The 17,194-nt window shown below is 53.8% G+C and carries 17 protein-coding genes and 1 pseudogene; 8 read left to right on the plus strand and 10 right to left on the minus strand.

Annotation, left to right across the window (positions count from 1 at the left end; all coding sequences use genetic code 11):
* The first annotated feature begins 10 nt into the window (after positions 1–10).
* The 3 genes from ABD847_RS09080 to ABD847_RS09090 all read left to right on the plus strand — a co-directional run bounded on the left by ABD847_RS09080 (position 11) and on the right by ABD847_RS09090 (position 5,983).
* Positions 11–1,657, plus strand: a complete 1,647-nt coding sequence (locus ABD847_RS09080; protein ID WP_345012187.1) for a site-specific DNA-methyltransferase — start codon at positions 11–13, stop codon at positions 1,655–1,657.
* Positions 1,658–1,666: 9 nt separating this feature from the next.
* Positions 1,667–4,522, plus strand: a complete 2,856-nt coding sequence (locus ABD847_RS09085) for a DEAD/DEAH box helicase (protein WP_345012190.1) — start codon at positions 1,667–1,669, stop codon at positions 4,520–4,522.
* A gap of 231 nt (positions 4,523–4,753) precedes the next feature.
* On the plus strand, positions 4,754–5,983 hold the full coding sequence (locus ABD847_RS09090) for a sensor domain-containing diguanylate cyclase (protein ID WP_345012192.1): 1,230 nt from the start codon (positions 4,754–4,756) through the stop codon (positions 5,981–5,983).
* Between the two features lie 6 nt (positions 5,984–5,989).
* Here ABD847_RS09090 and ABD847_RS09095 read toward each other — a convergent pair whose 3' ends face one another.
* A complete protein-coding gene (locus tag ABD847_RS09095; RefSeq protein WP_345012195.1) occupies positions 5,990–7,915 on the minus strand; it encodes a PAS domain S-box protein in 1,926 nt (641 codons plus the stop codon).
* 133 nt (positions 7,916–8,048) lie between these two features.
* Between ABD847_RS09095 and ABD847_RS09100 the strand changes: the two are divergent.
* Positions 8,049–8,315 (plus strand): annotated as a pseudogene (locus ABD847_RS09100) (helix-turn-helix domain-containing protein); the annotation flags it as partial.
* 78 nt (positions 8,316–8,393) lie between these two features.
* On the opposite strand, the gene radC reads toward ABD847_RS09100, so the two are convergent.
* The 6 genes from radC to ABD847_RS09130 form a co-directional block, all read right to left on the minus strand.
* On the minus strand, positions 8,394–8,888 hold the full coding sequence (gene radC / locus ABD847_RS09105) for a RadC family protein (protein WP_345012198.1): 495 nt from the start codon (positions 8,886–8,888) through the stop codon (positions 8,394–8,396).
* A gap of 71 nt (positions 8,889–8,959) precedes the next feature.
* Positions 8,960–9,415: a hypothetical protein gene (locus ABD847_RS09110; protein ID WP_345012200.1), complete on the minus strand. Its 456-nt coding sequence runs from the start codon at positions 9,413–9,415 to the stop codon at positions 8,960–8,962.
* 8 nt (positions 9,416–9,423) lie between these two features.
* Positions 9,424–9,849: a DUF2787 domain-containing protein gene (locus ABD847_RS09115; RefSeq protein ID WP_345012696.1), complete on the minus strand. Its 426-nt coding sequence runs from the start codon at positions 9,847–9,849 to the stop codon at positions 9,424–9,426.
* A 23-nt stretch (positions 9,850–9,872) separates the two neighbouring features.
* A complete protein-coding gene (locus ABD847_RS09120; protein ID WP_345012202.1) occupies positions 9,873–10,220 on the minus strand; it encodes a YkvA family protein in 348 nt (115 codons plus the stop codon).
* 82 nt (positions 10,221–10,302) lie between these two features.
* On the minus strand, positions 10,303–10,752 hold the full coding sequence (locus ABD847_RS09125; protein ID WP_345012205.1) for a hypothetical protein: 450 nt from the start codon (positions 10,750–10,752) through the stop codon (positions 10,303–10,305).
* Between the two features lie 10 nt (positions 10,753–10,762).
* Positions 10,763–11,086 carry a hypothetical protein gene (locus ABD847_RS09130; protein WP_345012207.1) on the minus strand — a complete coding sequence of 108 codons (324 nt, stop codon included), beginning with the start codon at positions 11,084–11,086 and terminating at the stop codon, positions 10,763–10,765.
* A gap of 218 nt (positions 11,087–11,304) precedes the next feature.
* Here ABD847_RS09130 and ABD847_RS09135 point away from each other — a divergent pair, with 218 nt between their 5' ends.
* Complete coding sequence (locus tag ABD847_RS09135) at positions 11,305–11,652, plus strand: helix-turn-helix domain-containing protein (RefSeq protein ID WP_345012208.1); 348 nt, start codon at positions 11,305–11,307, stop codon at positions 11,650–11,652.
* A gap of 5 nt (positions 11,653–11,657) precedes the next feature.
* Here the strand turns inward: ABD847_RS09135 and ABD847_RS09140 are convergent, their stop codons facing one another.
* From ABD847_RS09140 to ABD847_RS09150, 3 genes are all read right to left on the minus strand, one after another.
* Positions 11,658–12,575, minus strand: coding sequence for a recombination directionality factor (locus ABD847_RS09140; RefSeq protein WP_345012209.1), 918 nt, complete (start codon positions 12,573–12,575; stop codon positions 11,658–11,660).
* Positions 12,572–13,558 carry a YqaJ viral recombinase family nuclease gene (locus ABD847_RS09145; RefSeq protein WP_345012211.1) on the minus strand — a complete coding sequence of 329 codons (987 nt, stop codon included), beginning with the start codon at positions 13,556–13,558 and terminating at the stop codon, positions 12,572–12,574. Before ABD847_RS09145 ends, ABD847_RS09140 begins: the two co-directional genes overlap by 4 nt.
* A 92-nt stretch (positions 13,559–13,650) precedes the next feature.
* Entirely contained in the window at positions 13,651–14,604 is a 954-nt protein-coding gene (locus ABD847_RS09150; RefSeq protein ID WP_345012213.1) for a DUF932 domain-containing protein, read from the minus strand.
* A gap of 350 nt (positions 14,605–14,954) precedes the next feature.
* On the opposite strand from ABD847_RS09150, the gene ABD847_RS09155 reads away from it, so the two are divergent.
* The 3 genes from ABD847_RS09155 (at position 14,955) to ABD847_RS09165 (ending at position 17,079) form a co-directional block, all read left to right on the plus strand.
* Positions 14,955–15,452 (plus strand): CinA family protein, encoded by a 498-nt coding sequence (locus ABD847_RS09155; RefSeq protein ID WP_345012215.1) that lies wholly within the window; start codon positions 14,955–14,957, stop codon positions 15,450–15,452.
* A 69-nt stretch (positions 15,453–15,521) separates the two neighbouring features.
* Entirely contained in the window at positions 15,522–16,595 is a 1,074-nt protein-coding gene (recA, locus tag ABD847_RS09160) for a recombinase RecA (protein WP_345012217.1), read from the plus strand.
* A 25-nt stretch (positions 16,596–16,620) separates the two neighbouring features.
* Entirely contained in the window at positions 16,621–17,079 is a 459-nt protein-coding gene (locus ABD847_RS09165; protein ID WP_345012219.1) for a regulatory protein RecX, read from the plus strand.
* Positions 17,080–17,194: the final 115 nt, after the last annotated feature.

The raw sequence follows: 17,194 nt of genomic DNA on the forward strand, positions 1-17,194 counted from the left end.
TGGAATAAACATGACAACACCGAAGCAAAAATTGGAACTCACCTGGATTGGCAAGGATAAACGCCCGCGTCTTGAGCCGCGTATTTTCCTTGAAGATAAAAGCCTCTCTTATCAGTCTGCAAAGGTAATGACTAACGAGGAAGGTGAAGCAAATACCGCCTTCAACGATAACCTGTTAATCCATGGCGATAACTTGCTGGCGCTTAAGGCTCTTGAACATCAATACGCTGGCAAGGTGAAGTGTATTTTTATCGATCCGCCATATAACACCGGTAGTGCATTCACCCATTATGATGATGGTCTTGAGCACTCGATGTGGCTTTCGATGATGCGGGATCGCCTAGAGTTATTGCGTACTCTCATGAGTGAAGATGGTTCAATCTGGATAACTGTTGATGACAATGAAGCTCACTATCTTAAAGTGCTTTGTGACGAAGTGTTTGGTAGAAATAATTTTGTTGCCAATGTTGTATGGCAAAAAAAATATTCAAAACAAAATGATTCTAAATGGTTTAGCACTAGTCATGACCATGTTTTTGTTTATGCCAAAATTAAGGATCTATTTTCACCAAACAAACTCAACAGAACATCAGACGAGCTGAAAGGTTATAAAAACCTTGATAATGACCCAAGAGGCTTATGGCAATCTGTTGTTTATACTTGCGCGAAGACAAGGTCTGAAAGACCGAATCTTTATTATGCGATCACACATCCAAAAACAGGCGAAGACATCTACCCAAGTGAATCTCGCGTATGGGCTTATGATAAGAAAAGGCATGAGCAACATGTAGCTGATGGATTGGTTTGGTGGGGGGAAAATAATGAAAAAGATAAACCGAGACTAAAATCATTTTTAGATAAAGTTGGGAGTGGTATTGTTCCAGACACATTGTGGCTAAGAGATGGCGCGGGGGACAATCAAGATGCAAAACGAGAAGCAAGAGCATTCTTTCCTTCAGGAACATTTGATACTCCAAAACCGGAGAAATTAATTCAAAAAATCCTTCAAATATCAACATCTCCTGGGGATATTGTTGTTGATTCGTTTGCCGGTTCTGGGACTACCGGTGCCGTAGCCCACAAAATGGGTCGCCGCTGGATCATGGTGGAGTTGGGTGAGCACTGCCATACCCATATTGTTCCGCGCCTGAAGAAAGTGATTGATGGTGAAGATCAAGGCGGCATTACCAAGGCCGTGAATTGGCAAGGCGGTGGTGGTTTCCGTTATCTGCGTCTGGCGCCCTCCTTGTTGAAAAAAGATGACTGGGGTAACTGGGTCATCAACAAGGAATATAACGCCGAGATGCTTGCCGAAGCCATGTGCAAGCATATGGGCTTTACCTACGCCCCAAGCCAGACCCAGTTCTGGAACCATGGCTACAGCACCGAAACTGACCATATCTACGTGACCACAGGCTCGCTGGCCTATGACCAGCTTAAGCGCATCAGCGAAGAGGTGGGTGCTGAGCGCAGTCTGTTGATTTGCTGCAAGGCGTTTATGGCCGAGGGTGCCGATTTTCCGAATTTGACGCTGAAAAAGATCCCCAAGGTCATTCTGAACAAGTGCGAGTGGGATCATGACGATTACAGCTTCACTCTGAACGTGCTGCCGGAAGAGCAGGACGACGAGTGGGCGGATGACGACAGCGAAGAATAAGGAACAGTCATGAGCAACGGGACCACTATTGCCAACCAGATCGGCGCACGTCTTTCCCTGCGCAAGCCACAGAGTGAATCGCTCGCGATCCTTTGTCGTTTGCTGGAGCAGTTAAAGCTGGATAAAGAGCCAGATCTGCAGCGCTGGATTGAGCTCCTCAAAACCGAGAAGCTGCCCTTCAAGCGCTTTGAGCGTGACTTTCCTTCACTCTGTTTTGCCCTGGCAACCGGTGTTGGCAAAACCCGTCTGATGGGGGCCATGATTGCATGGCTCTATCTGACTGGTCGTAGCAGCCATTTCTTTGTGTTGGCGCCAAACCTGACCATCTATGAAAAGCTGAAACAGGATTTCCTGCCGGGCTCGCCCAAATATGTGTTTCAGGGCATCCCGGAACTGGCCCAGACGCCGCCCGTGTTGATCACTGGTGATGACTATCAGGAAGGGCGTGGTGTGCGCCTGGATCAAACCGTCACCATGAGCATGACGGGCGATATGTTCGCGGCGGAGACGGCGCCGCATATCAACATTTTCAATGTCTCCAAGATCAATGCGCTGGAGAACAAGCAAGGGGCGGCCAAATCCAAGCAGGCGAAGATCCGTCGCATTCAGGAGTATATCGGTGACTCCTACTTCAACTATCTGGCGGACTTGCCCGATCTGGTGGTGCTGATGGATGAGGCACACCGCTACTATGCAGATTCTGGCGCAACAGCCATCAATGATCTTAAACCCGTACTGGGCATCGAGCTGACCGCCACGCCGAAGACTACCGGGGCCAAGCCACGCGATTTCAAGAACATCGTCTATCACTACCCGTTGGCCCGTGCGCTGAATGACGGCTATATCAAGACCCCGGCAGTTGCCACCCGTAAAGACTTCAAAGCCAGTAGCTACAGTGAGCAGCAGCTTGAAACCATCAAGCTGGAAGATGGTATCCACCATCATGAATACGTGAAGACCGAACTGGCCAGCTATGCCAACAACACTGGTCGGCCACTGGTTAAGCCCTTTATGCTGGTGGTGGCACAGGACACAACCCATGCTGAAACCATCAAGGCCAGGATCGAAGATAACGAATTCTTCAATGGTGCCTATAAGGGCAAGGTCATTACCGTTCACTCCAACCAGACCGGGCAGGAGTCGGACGAAAATACGCAGCGGCTGTTAGCGGTAGAACACGACAAGAACACCGAGATTGTCATTCACGTTAACAAGCTCAAAGAGGGCTGGGATGTCACCAACCTCTACACCATAGTGCCTTTGCGGGCATCCGCGTCCGAGATTTTGACCGAACAGACCATTGGCCGCGGCTTGCGTCTGCCCTATGGCAAACGCACCGGTGTGGAAGCGGTTGATCGTTTGACGATCATTGCCCACGACCGCTTTCAGGAGATCATCGATCGCGCCAATGAGGAAGACTCCATCATCAAGCAGACCCTGTTTATCGGTGCGGATGATGATGAAAACGGGATCCCGGAGCACAAGCCTAATCAAGTGATAGTGCCTTCACTGGCTGAAACCTTGTTAGGGCGCTTGCCGACCGATGGTGAAGGGAACCAAATTAAGGAGCCGTTCGCCGCACCGTATGTAGCGACAAATCCGGCGGGTAACACATCGGTAAAACCGGTTCTGGCTACTGAAGCCCAACGGCGCGTGGCGGAGATCACTGTCAAGATTGTTAGTGAAGAGGCTAAGCGACTGGGAAGCAGCAAACAGCTGAACACACCCGAAGTGCTGCAAAGCGTCACGCGCAAGGTGCAGCAAGTGATGAAGGAGATATTCCCCCCCGTCTCCACCTCTGAGGTACAGCCTGAGCTTACCGGTATGAACTCCCCTGAGCCGGTTGCTCCGGTGGAGATAGACGAAAAGAGTATCGGTGTGCTGGTCGGACAGATCACGGAAAAACTGGCGGAATACACCATCGATATTCCGCAGATTGTGATTCTGCCGACGCGCGAGGTGAACTACGGATTTAGCGAGTTTGACCTCGGTGGGCTGAGCAGTATTGCCATGCGGCCAGGTAGCCAGGAAATGTTGCTGCGCAACTTGAAAGACAACAGCACCAGCACCATCAGTTGGGCGCGTGGTGGCATGACCGAGGCGCGGTTGGAGGACTACCTGGTTCATCATCTCTTCGATCATGACGAAATTGATTATGACGAGCATGCGGCAACCCTATACCGTCTTGCTGGGCAGATGGTTGCTCATCTGAAAACCTATCTAACCGATGAAGAAGCCGAAGTTTTGCTCAAAACCCAAGGCCGCCAGCTGGCTGATTTCATCTGGGCGCAGATGAAACAGCATATGTGGACGACACCAACCGATTACATCGGCCATATCACCAAAGGGTTTGATGTCTTGCGTCCGGCCACCTTCAACTACGCCCACGATGAACAACCACGAGATTTCCGGGCGCCTGTTCCGGCAGGAGAGAAGAGCCGGGTGCGGCAGATGCTGTTTACGGGTTTTAGTAAATGCTGCTATCCGTACCAGAAGTTCGATTCAGTGGATGGTGAGTGGCGTCTGGCGCAGATCCTCGAAGGGGATGCCAGCGTGCTCAAGTGGATGAAGCCTGCACCGAGCCAGTTCCGGATCGAGTATGCCAATGGCCAGAACTATGAACCGGACTTCGTGGTGGAGACCCAAGACGCCTTCCTGCTGATTGAACCCAAAAAAGCAATGGACGTCGCTTCAGTCGAAGTTCAAGCCAAGGCAAGAGCCGCTGTACGCTGGTGTAAATACGCCAACGAACACGCTATCGAGCATTCGGGTAAACCGTGGCGCTACGTGCTTATCCCTCACGACGATATTGACCTAAGCCGCAGTATTGACGGCCTGGTGAGTGAGCATGAGGTGAATAGCTAATTGATTATATTCATGATCTTTTTCTGGGATCATGAAGGGGCAAAAATCGCTTTACGGGTCTGATGGCGCTTGCTGCTGAATTTACTGTCGGCGAAGGTGATTTGATGACCCATTATGTCACGCTGTGATAGAGATCTAGATGGAAATCACGATCTCAAGGACTTATTCGCATCATCCATTAAACAGACGTTATGCTATAAAAAGTCAACGCAGTACCGATAAGGACAAGATATGAACGATGTAACACTATCAGTTCAACGGTTAGCTTCATACAGAGAAGCCATAAAAAAAATTAAAAAAGGAAAATATTCCTTATCTTTCCCGAAGGATACCAACATAGAATCCATTCTCGATTTTGAATCTGAGCTTGTTCAGTTGGCTGCTTGGCTTGATGCCCGATTTGATGGGTTTAATAAAATTCAAGAAATATCCACTGAAATCAGTAAAGGCAGTGTTCTTGATGAGGTTTTAAATCGCATATATGATACATTTCATGAAATAATACCTTACGATAGGATCGGCTGCGCATTAATATCTGATGATTATGAACGGGTTTTCGCTCATTGGACAAAAAGCAATTACCCAGAAAAAATAATGATCAAAAATGGATATACTGCTTTTTTAAGTGGTAGTAGTTTAGAGGGGATACTAACCACACAACAACCCCGCATTCTTAATGATCTGCAACTATATTTAGTTGAACACCCTAATTCATTGTCAACTAAATTAATAGTTGCTGAAGGCATTCAATCAAGTTTAACCTGCCCGCTCATTGCAGATGGTAAGCCTATCGGTTTCATTTTCTTCTCTAGCAAAGAAAAGAACACATACATTGATGCCCACCAAAAAACATTTATTAACCTTGCAAGGCAAATATCATTTTTAGTCGAAAAAAGCCGTCTTTATCAACGCATCTATGACATAAACAATCAGTTGGTAAATGCATTGGCGCAACTCAAAGAGCAGTCTTCTCGGGATGCACTTACTGGTGTTTTTCATCGGGGCGCTATAATGGAGTTCCTAAAAAACACCATCGAAAAAGACACAAGAAAAAAACAGCCTACTACTGTAATACTTGCTGATATAGATCATTTCAAACATGTCAACGACACATATGGTCATGTTGCTGGTGATACAGCGTTGAAAGAGGTCAGTAAAAGTTTAACTAACCACTTAAGGAGTCATGATTGTGTTGGGCGTTATGGTGGTGAGGAGTTTTTAATTATACTGGGTGAAACCAATGCCACAGATGCTATGTTAATTACAGAGCGTATCCGTCAAGCAATTTCTGAGCTAAAGTTTGAAAGGAATGAAGGCAACTTTTCTGTCACCATGAGCTTTGGTATTGCCTATTCAGATAATACCTCACATATAAAGACTGAAGAAACATTACTACTAGAAGCGGATAGTGCTTTATATCATGCAAAAAACGAGGGTAGAAATCGTGTATGTATCGCATAAAAAGTGTTACTTATGGACACAAACCTGATCTTTACCCGCATGCTTGGCCGTATACATCGCCGAATCAGCGGCATTTACCAGTTGGTCGGCAGATCTTTCATCATCAGGGTGATGCATCGAAATGCCGATACTCGCGCTGATGGTGACGGTTACTGAATCGAGTTGTATCGGGTGCTGAAGGGTCTCCAGTATTTTTTGTGCCAACATATTGGCATCGGGAATACCGTGCTTAATGTTTTCCAATATTACAGTGAATTCATCCCCGCCAAGGCGAGCGGCAGTATCTGTCTGCCGAATACTAGCTTGTAAACGAGCTGCTGCCTCACGCAAGACGGCATCACCGGCTTCATGGCCATGTGTATCGTTAATTTGTTTGAATCCATCCAGATCGATGAAAAGTAGTGCCAGAGACACCCGAGTTCGTTTGACGCGAGCAATAGCTTGAGACAATAAATCGAACATGCCTCGGCGGTTAAGCAGCCCCGTCAATGGGTCATGTGTTGCCTCGTGTTCGCGGATTGCCTCTAACTGTTTACGTTCAGTGATGTCATGTAAGAACGCACTAAAGATAGTTTTCCCATCAATGGATAATGGACTAACCCGCACTTCAACAGGTAATGGTGTGCCATCACGGCGTACAGCTGTCAGTTCAATGCGCCTGTTTAACACGTTGTGCTCACCGGTCGCTAGATAGTGCCGTAATCCTGCACGATGACCTTCGCGCATGGTGACTGGGATGATCATTTCATCCAATCGGCGGCCAATAGCCTCTTGGCTACTCCAACCAAAGGTTTGTTCTGCCTGTTGATTCCAGTCCCGGATCACACCGTTATGGTCAATACAAACATAAGCATCGTTTGCGTTTTGGAGCACCATCTGCAACTCAGCTTCGCGTTTGCGTAGCTCCTGCTCAGATTGAAGTTGTTGAGCCATGGAGGATGAGAGCATTTCATTGGCTAACCGTAGATCTCTGGTTCTTGTTTCTACACGATTTTCCAGATCCTTGCGAAGTTCAGTCAGTGATGCCTCTGCCTCTTTGCGCTCTTGTATATCTTTAATAATTGATACGAAATATTCCAACTCACCTTGAGGACTCATTTGCTTGGTGACGATTAGCTGTATCCAAATGGTATTACCTGATTTAGTGATATACCGTTTTTCCAATTGGTAACGGTCTATCTCGTCATCGATTAACTGTTGTAGCATGTACAAATCCGAGTCCAAATCGTCTGGATGAGTAATGTCCTGAAAAGTAAGCTTGATGAGTTCATCTTGGCTGTAACCGACAATTTGACACAAGGCATCGTTGACACGTAACCAACCACCGTCAGGAGCAAGCAGCGCAATTCCCACGCCAGCACGTTCAAATACGGTTCTAAACCGTGCTTCAATGGTCTCAACAGCTCTTCTCGCTAGCTCTGAGTTTGCCTGACTCAGGAACATTGCTTCACGCATTTGTACTTCTTTGCTGATCACTGCAGCTAGGTCGATCAGGATGTTAATTTCGTCCGCGTTTAACTTTCGTGGTTTGGAATCGATTGCGCAAAGGGTGCCTATCGATAGTCCACTGACACTGCGCAATGGCACACCAGCGTAGAAGCGTATATTCGGATTACTGGTAACAAGAGCGTTGTCCATGAAGCGTTCGTCTAGCGTTGCGTCTGGGACAATCAGCGGTGATGACTGCACGATGGCGTGGGCACAGAAGGCCAGTTCACGTGGAGTTTCTATCGCATCCAGACCAACACGAGACTTGAACCATTGCCGATCAGTATCAACTAATGAAACTAGCGCAATCGGGACATCGAGAACGCGTGCGACTAATCGGGTTATGCGATCAAAAACCTCCTCAGGCGGTGTATCGAGAAGATCGAGAGCATGAAGCACATTTAACCGCTCATTTTCATTCGGCGGGATTGGGTAGGTTGTCATGCTGGATTGTTCCAAGTGATCTGCGCATAAATATAGCCATAAAAAATATCAGCTTCGAAGTTGAAGAAACATTGCACGGATATCAATTATCGAGATATGTGTCGATGGTCCGATGTCGTGCTATGCAGGTATAAAGGTTGCTGAGCACCTCAGTATTGGGCTGGAGGCGGTTTCTCGCATGGAGCGAGGATTGGTTGTGCCGACCATTGTTCGGTTAGCGGAATTGGCTCAGCTGTTTGATTGCGATATTGCTGAATTACTGCGAGAGAGCAGTAATCGCCCGACGGACCAAGGTGTTGTCCTCGCGCAACACTTGGCTCGGTTGAACTCAGCAGATCGGAGCATGTTGTTGGAGTTGATTGAGAAACTATCGGACCGGTTAGCCAATCCCGTTGGTTGATTGATAACCTGATCCTGGGGCTATTCCGCGGTTTAGTTCAGCCCGTGACTCTGACTCCTCTTTTACCCTCCTTGATCGTTATAGCCACCCTCGCTCTGCCATTGACACCCTGCCTTCGGTGCCTATCACCAGATGATCCAGCACGCGGATCTCGACGGTGGCCAGTGCAGCTCGGAGTGTTTCAGTAAGGGTGCGGTCGGCGCGACTAGGTTCCGGCAAGCCGGATGGATGGTTGTGAACCAAGATCACTGCCGCCGCATTGCAGACCAGCGCTGCCTTGACCACTTCGCGCGGGTAGACAGAGGCGCCATCCAGGGTGCCCCTGAACAGTTCCTCAAACTTGATTACCCGGTGCTGGCTGTCCAGAAACAGGATGCCAAATACCTCGTGCTCGTATTCCTGCAGCAGGGTTTGCAGACAGCTGTAGGTGAGGCTGGGCGAGGTCAGCGCCTTGCCCTTGCTCAGTTTGCTGCGGGCCAGCTTATTGGCCATGGTCAGGATTTCTTCGGCGGTGACGGGCTCGGCCAGTACATAGGTGCCGCGGGTTTCACCGGCTTTGAATTTGTGATGCATCGTGAGACCTCCAAAAAAAGAACCCCCGCATGCCTGGTGGCGTGCGGGGGCTATGTGCGCGTTTGTCCCATTCAGGGGTGGGGTGATGGCCGGCGTGCCGGTTGTTGGTGTGCGGTGGCGGAAGGCCTGGGCAGCGGGTCAGTGCGGATCACCGCTTGGCCCAAACGGATTTGCAGCTGCAACTGCTCCAGACAGTGTTCCAGCAGCGGCACCGACACCTGTGCCAATGGACAGGATTGCAACTGCCAGTAGTGCTGGCGCTGGGCATCAAAGCAGATCTCCTGGATGACCTGATGCTGGTCGTAGTAGTCCGAGGTATTGCTGATGCTGACCAACTGCCAGATCAGCCCCGACCAGATGAGCTGCAGGGTAGTGGTTTGCGTTAGCCCGCTGAGGGCCACGGGCAGCATGGGGGTGAGGTGCAGCAACCAACGTTCGCCGGTGTGCTGTGGTTGCAGGCCCGCCAGGCGGGCCCACTGTTGCACCATGACCGATGCCGTCAGGGAGATGGGCAGCGTGTGTTCCATGTTCCCTCCTACTCGCTCTGGGCGGTAACAGCAAAGCAGCCCATCTTCTGGTAGTGCAGGAAGTTACGCTGCCACAGCGAGAAGATCTCACAGGCGTGCTGATGGCGTAATGCGCCCCAGCCCAGCATGAAGTACTCCCTATCCAGGAAGTTGAAATCCAGCTCCTTACACAGCTCGGCATCCTGCCCCAGGCCCTGGTAACTGAAGTCCGTCACGTAGTCGAACAGCCAGCCGTTGAGGCCTTGCACCAGGCGAATTTCCACCGGATGAAAGCCGCCACGCTGCGGGTCGTAATCTGGATCGCGGAAGTTGAAGGTGATGGCGGTACTATTCGCCAGGGCCTGGGGTGCTTGCTGCGCCACGTCATCCACCAGGCACAATAGTTCGTCACAGACGGGCAGGGTGATCCCGTCCCGGTCAAAGGGAATGAGCATCATGGTCTCCTTGATTGGTTGGGCTAGCGGCGGCCGAAGAGTTCCTGCAGGCGTTGCCGGACCTGCGCACGAATGGCGTCGTCGATAAAGGCGCTGATACTGGCCAGGGCGGCACTGAGCACGGCTAGATCATCAGTCAGTCCCAGGGGCAGGAAGTCGGGGACGACATCCAGCGGGGTGATGAAGTAGAGCAGGGCGCTGTAGATCAGCAGCTTTTCCCACAGGGGCAGGTTGGGCTTTTGCGCCGTGTAGTAGAGCAGCAGGCAGATCTCGACGAAGTGGCGACCGACCCGGCGGGCCAGCCGCCAGAGGGTTCGCCAGAAGCCGGCGTCGTCGAAGTCTTGCAGGGGCGGGGGTAGATAGGAAGGCATGGGGATCTCCTGTCTCGCGGACAAATAAAAAGAGGAGGCACATGGCCTCCTCGTATCGGGTTCAAGCAGCGGATTGCAGTGTTTACTCATTCCACATTAAGCAATCGAACTCCTGGGATTTTGTCGCCGGCAATACGCTGGCGGCGTCCTTGGTGGGCACGTTGAGCTTCTGGCCATCGGCAGTGATGACGGTGATGGTCTGGGCCTTGCGCATCTTGTCCCACATATCAAAGAAGTTGTTCTCGCCGACCCGGGACTCGGTTTCGTAGGGCGTGTCGTAGTGGGTACCGTCCACCTCGATGGCAAAGCCTTGCTCGCTGTAGGAGCCATATTCCTTACCATTTACGGTGGCGGTCATGGCGACTTTCTTGATGTCGTTGCAGGCGATATAGAGATTGTTCTTGGCATCCACCACGGCGGTGTACTCGCTGGTGCCCTGGCCCCAGCCGCTGCTCCAGTGTCCGGCCTCTCCATAGGCCCAGGCCTGGCTGCCAAGCCCCAGCAGCAGGGTTGCAAAGAGATATTTGTTCATCTTGATGTCCTTATCCAACGTAGTAACCCAGCACGTTATTCATAAAGCTGCCGCAGATAACACTGCCGATGACGGCACCGATGCACTGCGGGCCAAATTTCCAGAACAGACGCTTCTTTAGCATGTCGCCGGCGCCCTCTGCCACCAGGACATCCGGGTGTATAAAACGGCGGACGAGTTCCCCGCCCATGGCGCCCAGCGCCATAAACAGCGAGCCGAATATGAAGTACCAGAAGTACCCCCAGAAGCCCAGGTTAGGGTAATCACCGCTCATGGCGGATAGCATAACGATAATGAACATGACGACAGTCGCAATGAGGGGATAACGGCGCATATCTGATTTCCTTAATGAGTCATATCAATGAATAGGTTCGTCTGACAGAGCGACAAACCTGGTGGCTGCAGGCGCGCTGCAGCGGGCTTAAACACACAGATGGGGTAAACACTCCTCCTTGAGCGTCGATAGTCAACCAATTGCGATGATAGTCAACTCGCTGAGTCCTTCCTGTCAATACGCCCATAGCCAACCATTCAGGTCGAATGGGAGGAACTATGAGCGGGATCAACGTGAACGAGTTGGGCAAGGCGGTGGGCTTGGCGATAGCCAAACAGCGCCAGCGAAAAGGACTGACACAGGAGGAGGTAGCCGAGCGGTTGGGCATCGGGATGGAGGCGGTCTCCCGAATGGAGCGCGGCCTGGTGGTGCCGACCGTGGTGCGGCTGGCGGAGCTTGCCCAGATCTTTGAGTGTGAACTCGCCGATTTGTTGCGGGAGTCCAGTACTCGGCCCTCGGAACAGGGCATCGTGCTGGCTCAACAACTGGAGCGGCTCACCAGCCAAGACCGTACCCTGCTGCTGGACACCCTGTCCCACCTGGTAGAGCGCCTGGCCAGTAAATAGATCACTTAAGCGGGGGAGGCTGTCGCGCCCTTGCCCAGCTTGCCGGTCAGGGGCGTCGCCCGTGGCTGGAGCCGACGGTTCGGCGGGATGACCGGTGTCTGGCTAGTTTCCTCCTCTGCCGGCGGTGAGAACTCCTCCAGCAGCATCGGCACTTCTTCATCCATATCCTCAAACTGACCGTTAAGCAGGCATTGCCTGGCGGCCTGCTCCATGGCCATGACATCCACACCTGCCTGCTCATCCTGCAGGGCCAGTTGACGTGCCGTGCTGATGGCTTCAGCCAGGGACTGGTTATCCCGCAGCGTCAGATCCACGTAGAACACCGGGGTCCGGTAGGACTGGGTGGTGCTCTTGGCCCGCAGGCGCAGAGTCAGCGGCAGATAGCGGGTCAGGCCGCCACTGGCCGCCTCGAAGTACTTAAGCCGTGCCGCCAGGGTACGCACCGAGTTGTAGCCAGTGGTGCGAAACATGAAGCTACCCAGCTCATCCTCTTGTCCTTCGACATACAGGTTCAGACGACCATACAGCTTGCAACCCTGCTGGGAGCCAAAGGGGCAGCGCTCCGGCCCCGGACAGGCGACGTCCTCCACGCCTTGTGCCGTCATCCGCCGGGCGGACTCACCATTGCCGACACACAGGGGACGCCCGGTCTGGCGGTCGAAGGCACTGTAGTCGGCCCGCAGGTTCAGCTCAGTGTCATTGAACAGTACCCGTACCGGGATGGCCCGCAGCTTGGCGTGCTCCTGTCCCTGGCAGTAATGCTGATGCAGCGGATGCAGCAGCCAGCCGGATTTTTGCTGGATCTGGGTGGTGAGCGTAAAGCTGTCGTCCTTCTCAGGTACCCACTTGTCCTGTTTTTGCACCAGCCGGCCGATGGCGATGCGCCCTATGATGGGCGGCGTGATGGCGAGTCCCTTGATCATGGTGCACTCCTTCTGGTGGATTGAATGTTGAACCGGCGCACGCCGGGAATGGTCTTGCGGTATTGCGCCAGCAGTTCCGGGTGCTCCTGCTCCAGCTTGTCCACATCGGCCATCTGCCGGTCTTTGCTGCGCTTCCAGGTGATCTTGCCGGCGGCAAACTGGGCGGCTGAGGCCTCGCCCAGGGTGAGTTGCAGCCGTTGCTTGAGCAGGGACTCCTGCTGTTCAACGGACTCTTTCTCGGCGCGCAGCTGCAGCAGTTGGCTAAACAGGGCGTTGCCTTCGACCGAGTCAGATAGATCCAGGGTCAGGCCATCGTCTTTGGGGAACAGCCAGCCCAGGGCCTGGGCGGCGTCGGCAGAGCCATCCGGTGCGGGTTGTCTATCCTCGGTGACCGCCTGCCAAAAGGCCGCTTCACGTGCAATCAGATCGGCAATCTTGTCGTTGTCCCGCTCAATCCGGTACAGCCGGAAGTCCTGGCCACCAATCAGCACCGCGACCTCCGCCCAGGCGTGGCCGGTGACAGCCAGCTGATGCAACACTTGGCACTGATAGGCGATGGGGATACCGTCCTCCCACTGTGGCGCACTGTGATAGCTGGCGGTCTTGATCTCCAGGATGCCGGGGCCGTCCGGGTGACCGACGATCTCCCGGTCGAGATTGGCCAACATGAAGGGATACGCGGGGTGCTGCAAAATGGCATTCACCCGGCGGACCTTGTAGCCGGTGCGCTTGGCATACACCTGGGCCAGCACGGGCTCCAGCTCGATGCCCCACAACACGGCGGGCTTGTCGGACAGATCTTCCGGGGGCTTGCGCCCGGTTTTCTCCAGCCACAACGACAGGGGACATTTGTAGGGGGACAGGCCAACGGCCACGGCGGCATCGGACGAACCAATGCCCAACTGCCGTAGCGCTAACCACTGCTCGCGATGCATGTCGCGGGTCGATGCCAGACGGATGGCATTGGCGTAACGGGTTTTCATCGTGGACTCCTTGTAACACGGCATAGCCGCCCGCCCGGATTGGTGTGAGCCAGTCCGGGGAGGGCGTATGTCTGCGTTGGAAACTGCGGGGATTAGTGCAGCAGGGTCAGGGCCTGGTTGAGGGCCTTGTGCTTGAGCTGGGCGCCTTGACCAAACCAGGCGGCATCCAGACGGTAGTCCTGGTTGCGAGCGCGACGGTGATGGTCCACGTACTCGGTCATGGCGTTGAGCAGACCCCAGGCGGTGCCCTTGCTGGAGGAGAGGGTGGCGCCCATGCCATCGCCCTGATAAAGGGCCATCACCTGCTGCATGGTCTTCGACGGGCTGATATCCGGGTTCTCCGGCAGTGCCTCGTCCAGCACCAGGCTGAAATAGTCCTGCGCCTCTTGGCGCGAGACAGGCCGCTGGCTCAAGTCCTTCAAGGAGCGCATAAATTGCTCCCAGCCGGACAGACCTAGGCCCAGCGCCTGCTTGACCGCTGCCGGGTCAAACTGGGTGGAGTGGGGCACCTTGATGGCGCCCTGGCTGTGGTCGGTGGCCATCTGTAGGGTGTTGTTACAGACCACCCTGACGGAAGTGAACTGGGCCGTGGTACACAGGGAACCGTCACAGCTGGTGGCCAGCAACAGATAAGCCTTCACCTTGTCGCCACCGCGCAAGGCCGATTCTTGGCCTGTACGGGCCAGGGCCCACAGCTTGCGGCCGCCCTTGAGCACCCCGGCCGTCTCCAGCTCAAAGCCACCGGCACTCACCAAGTCCTGATAGAAGTGCAGCACCTCGGCGGGCTGCACCACCTTGTAACGGTTGGACACCACCGACAGAGGCGCCAGAGTATCCGAGCGGTAAAGCACCTTGGCATCGCTGTGCGGGCGGATATGCAGACCGTCCGGCGCCACGTTAAACAGCACATCGCTTTGCGCGATATGCCAGTCCATGCCCGCTTCCACCAACCAGGTTTCGATAGGTTGATGAGGGGAGAGGGGATTACCCAAACCATGCCAGGGCGTCTCGCCCACATACGCCATGGATTCGACCAAATGAGCCATATAGCCTCCTGAGCAAACAACATGATGGAGAGCGATCTCCGTGAGTTCACATGAGGGATATAGGTCTGAGATTTATTGGAAGACGGCTGATTTGTATTCGTATTTTTTGGGTGTGTTTGTAGGAAACTTAGAGGGAAGAGATCTGTTCAGATTGGGAGGGTCTGTCAGCGGTAGTAGTGACAAAAACGTAGGTTAAAACGTGGTTTTCTGGTTTTAAGTTAAAAAATAAATAGATAAATCAATTGTTAGTCACCAATGCATCATGGGGGTATGCTGAGCCTTGGCTTGCGGGTCAAAGTTGGCAGATTGCATAATGGCTTGGCTTTTTGGTTGAACGGGCGGACAAAGAAATGAAACAGCCTATCGAGGAGTTGGCAGTGCGTCTGGGGCAGGCCCTCAAGGGGCGCGGCTGGATGGCGAGCACGGCGGAGTCCTGCACGGGCGGAGGTGTAGCATACGCCATCACAGAAGTATCAGGAAGTTCCGCCTGGTTTGATCGCAGCTTCATCACCTACAGCAATGAGGCCAAACAGCAGATGCTGGGGGTGAGCGCCACCACCCTGGCCCAGCACGGTGCCGTGAGTGGCGCTGTGGTGGCCGAGATGGTGGCGGGTGCCTTGGCCCATTCCCTCGCTCAGGTGGCGGTGGCCATCAGCGGCATCGCCGGTCCTGACGGCGGCACGCCGGATAAGCCGGTGGGGACCGTCTGGATTGGCTGGGGCCTTACCGCGGGCCAGGTGCAAACTCACTGCCACCACTTTGCCGGTGATCGCCAAGCGGTGCGGCAACAGGCCATAGCAGCGGCGCTGTTGCACCTGTGTGAGGCGCTAGACACTATTTCTACTTGATACTGTACGAATGAACAGTATACTCAACAGCACACCTAATGACTGAATTCCTGCGTACTGGAGTCCCCTATGGATCAAAACAAACAGAAAGCCTTGGCCGCCGCCTTGGGTCAGATCGAAAAGCAATTCGGCAAGGGCTCCATCATGCGGTTAGGCGATACCCAGGCGCTGGATGTTGAGACCGTCTCCACCGGATCCTTGTCGCTGGATATCGCGCTAGGCATCGGCGGCCTGCCGTTTGGTCGGATCGTGGAAATCTTCGGACCCGAATCCTCCGGTAAAACCACCTTGACCCTGGAGGTCATCGCCCAGGCGCAAAAAGCAGGCAAGACCTGTGCCTTCATCGATGCCGAACATGCCCTGGATCCCATCTATGCCGCCAAGCTGGGGGTCAAGGTGGATGATCTGCTGGTCTCCCAGCCGGATACCGGGGAACAGGCCCTGGAGATCTGCGACATGCTGGTACGCTCCAATGCCGTGGACGTCATCATAGTCGACTCGGTGGCGGCGCTGACCCCCAAGGCGGAAATCGAGGGCGAGATGGGCGACTCCCACGTGGGCCTGCAGGCGCGGCTGATGTCCCAGGCGCTGCGTAAGCTCACCGGTAACATCAAGGGGGCCAACTGTCTGGTGGTGTTCATCAACCAGATCCGCATGAAGATCGGTGTCATGTTCGGCAACCCGGAAACCACCACAGGCGGTAACGCCCTCAAGTTCTACGCCTCTGTGCGTCTGGATATCCGCCGTACCGGTGCCATCAAGGAAGGGGATGAGATCGTCGGTAACGAAACCCGGGTCAAGGTAGTCAAGAACAAGGTGGCGCCGCCCTTCAAGCAGGCCGAATTTCAGATCCTCTACGGTGCCGGCATCTCCAAGGAAAGCGAACTGGTGGATCTGGGGGTCAAGTGCAAGCTCATCGACAAGGCGGGGGCCTGGTACAGCTATCAGGGCGATAAGATTGGTCAGGGCAAGGCCAACGTCATGAAATACCTGCAGGAAAATCTACCGGTGGCCGAGGCCATCGAGCGCCAGCTGCGGGAGCTGCTGTTGACCAATCAGGAATCCGGTAATGCGGTGACGGCAGGCGAACAGGCTGACGCCGAGCTGGATGATGAAGCCAGCTTCGCCGACAACGAGTTCTAACACCTGACGGAGCCGGATGGTGGACGTGCAAGAGAGCCCTTTCAAACTGGCGTTGCGCCGGGTGATGGGGCGGTTGGCCCGGCGGGATCATTCAGAGCAGGAGCTGCGCCAGCTGCTGAGCGACCTGCCCGCGTCTGTGGTGGAGGGGGTCCTGCAGCACTGTCGCGAACATGGCTGGCTGGATGAGCGCCGGTTGCTTGAGCAGGCGGTGCACAGCCGGGCGGCTCGGGGGCAAGGGCCACGTAAGATTGCCTTTGAACTGGCTCAGCGCGGCTTGGTCGGTGACCAGGTGCGTGAACAGCTTAGCGCTGAGGGCTATGACTGGTTTGAGCTGGCCGCTCAGCTGGCGCAGCGGCGCCAGGGGGCCGCGCCGCTGGATCTGGCGGCTCGCCGGCGCCTGATGGGCTTCTTGCAGCGTCGCGGCTTCAATCAGGATCAGATCCACTACGCCCTCTCCACCTTATCTAAACCAGGCTCCCCTTAGTGGGAGCCTTGGCTTTTTCTGTCTCCGCATGAGCGGTCGGTTTTACTTTGACCGGGATAACTTTTAAATTATGCCGGTTAAGCATCCAACCCCATTTCGAACCAAGCAGGTTATT

This window comes from Pseudaeromonas paramecii, from assembly GCF_039540575.1.
In the GTDB taxonomy this organism is placed as follows: Bacteria; Pseudomonadota; Gammaproteobacteria; order Enterobacterales; family Aeromonadaceae; genus Pseudaeromonas; species Pseudaeromonas paramecii.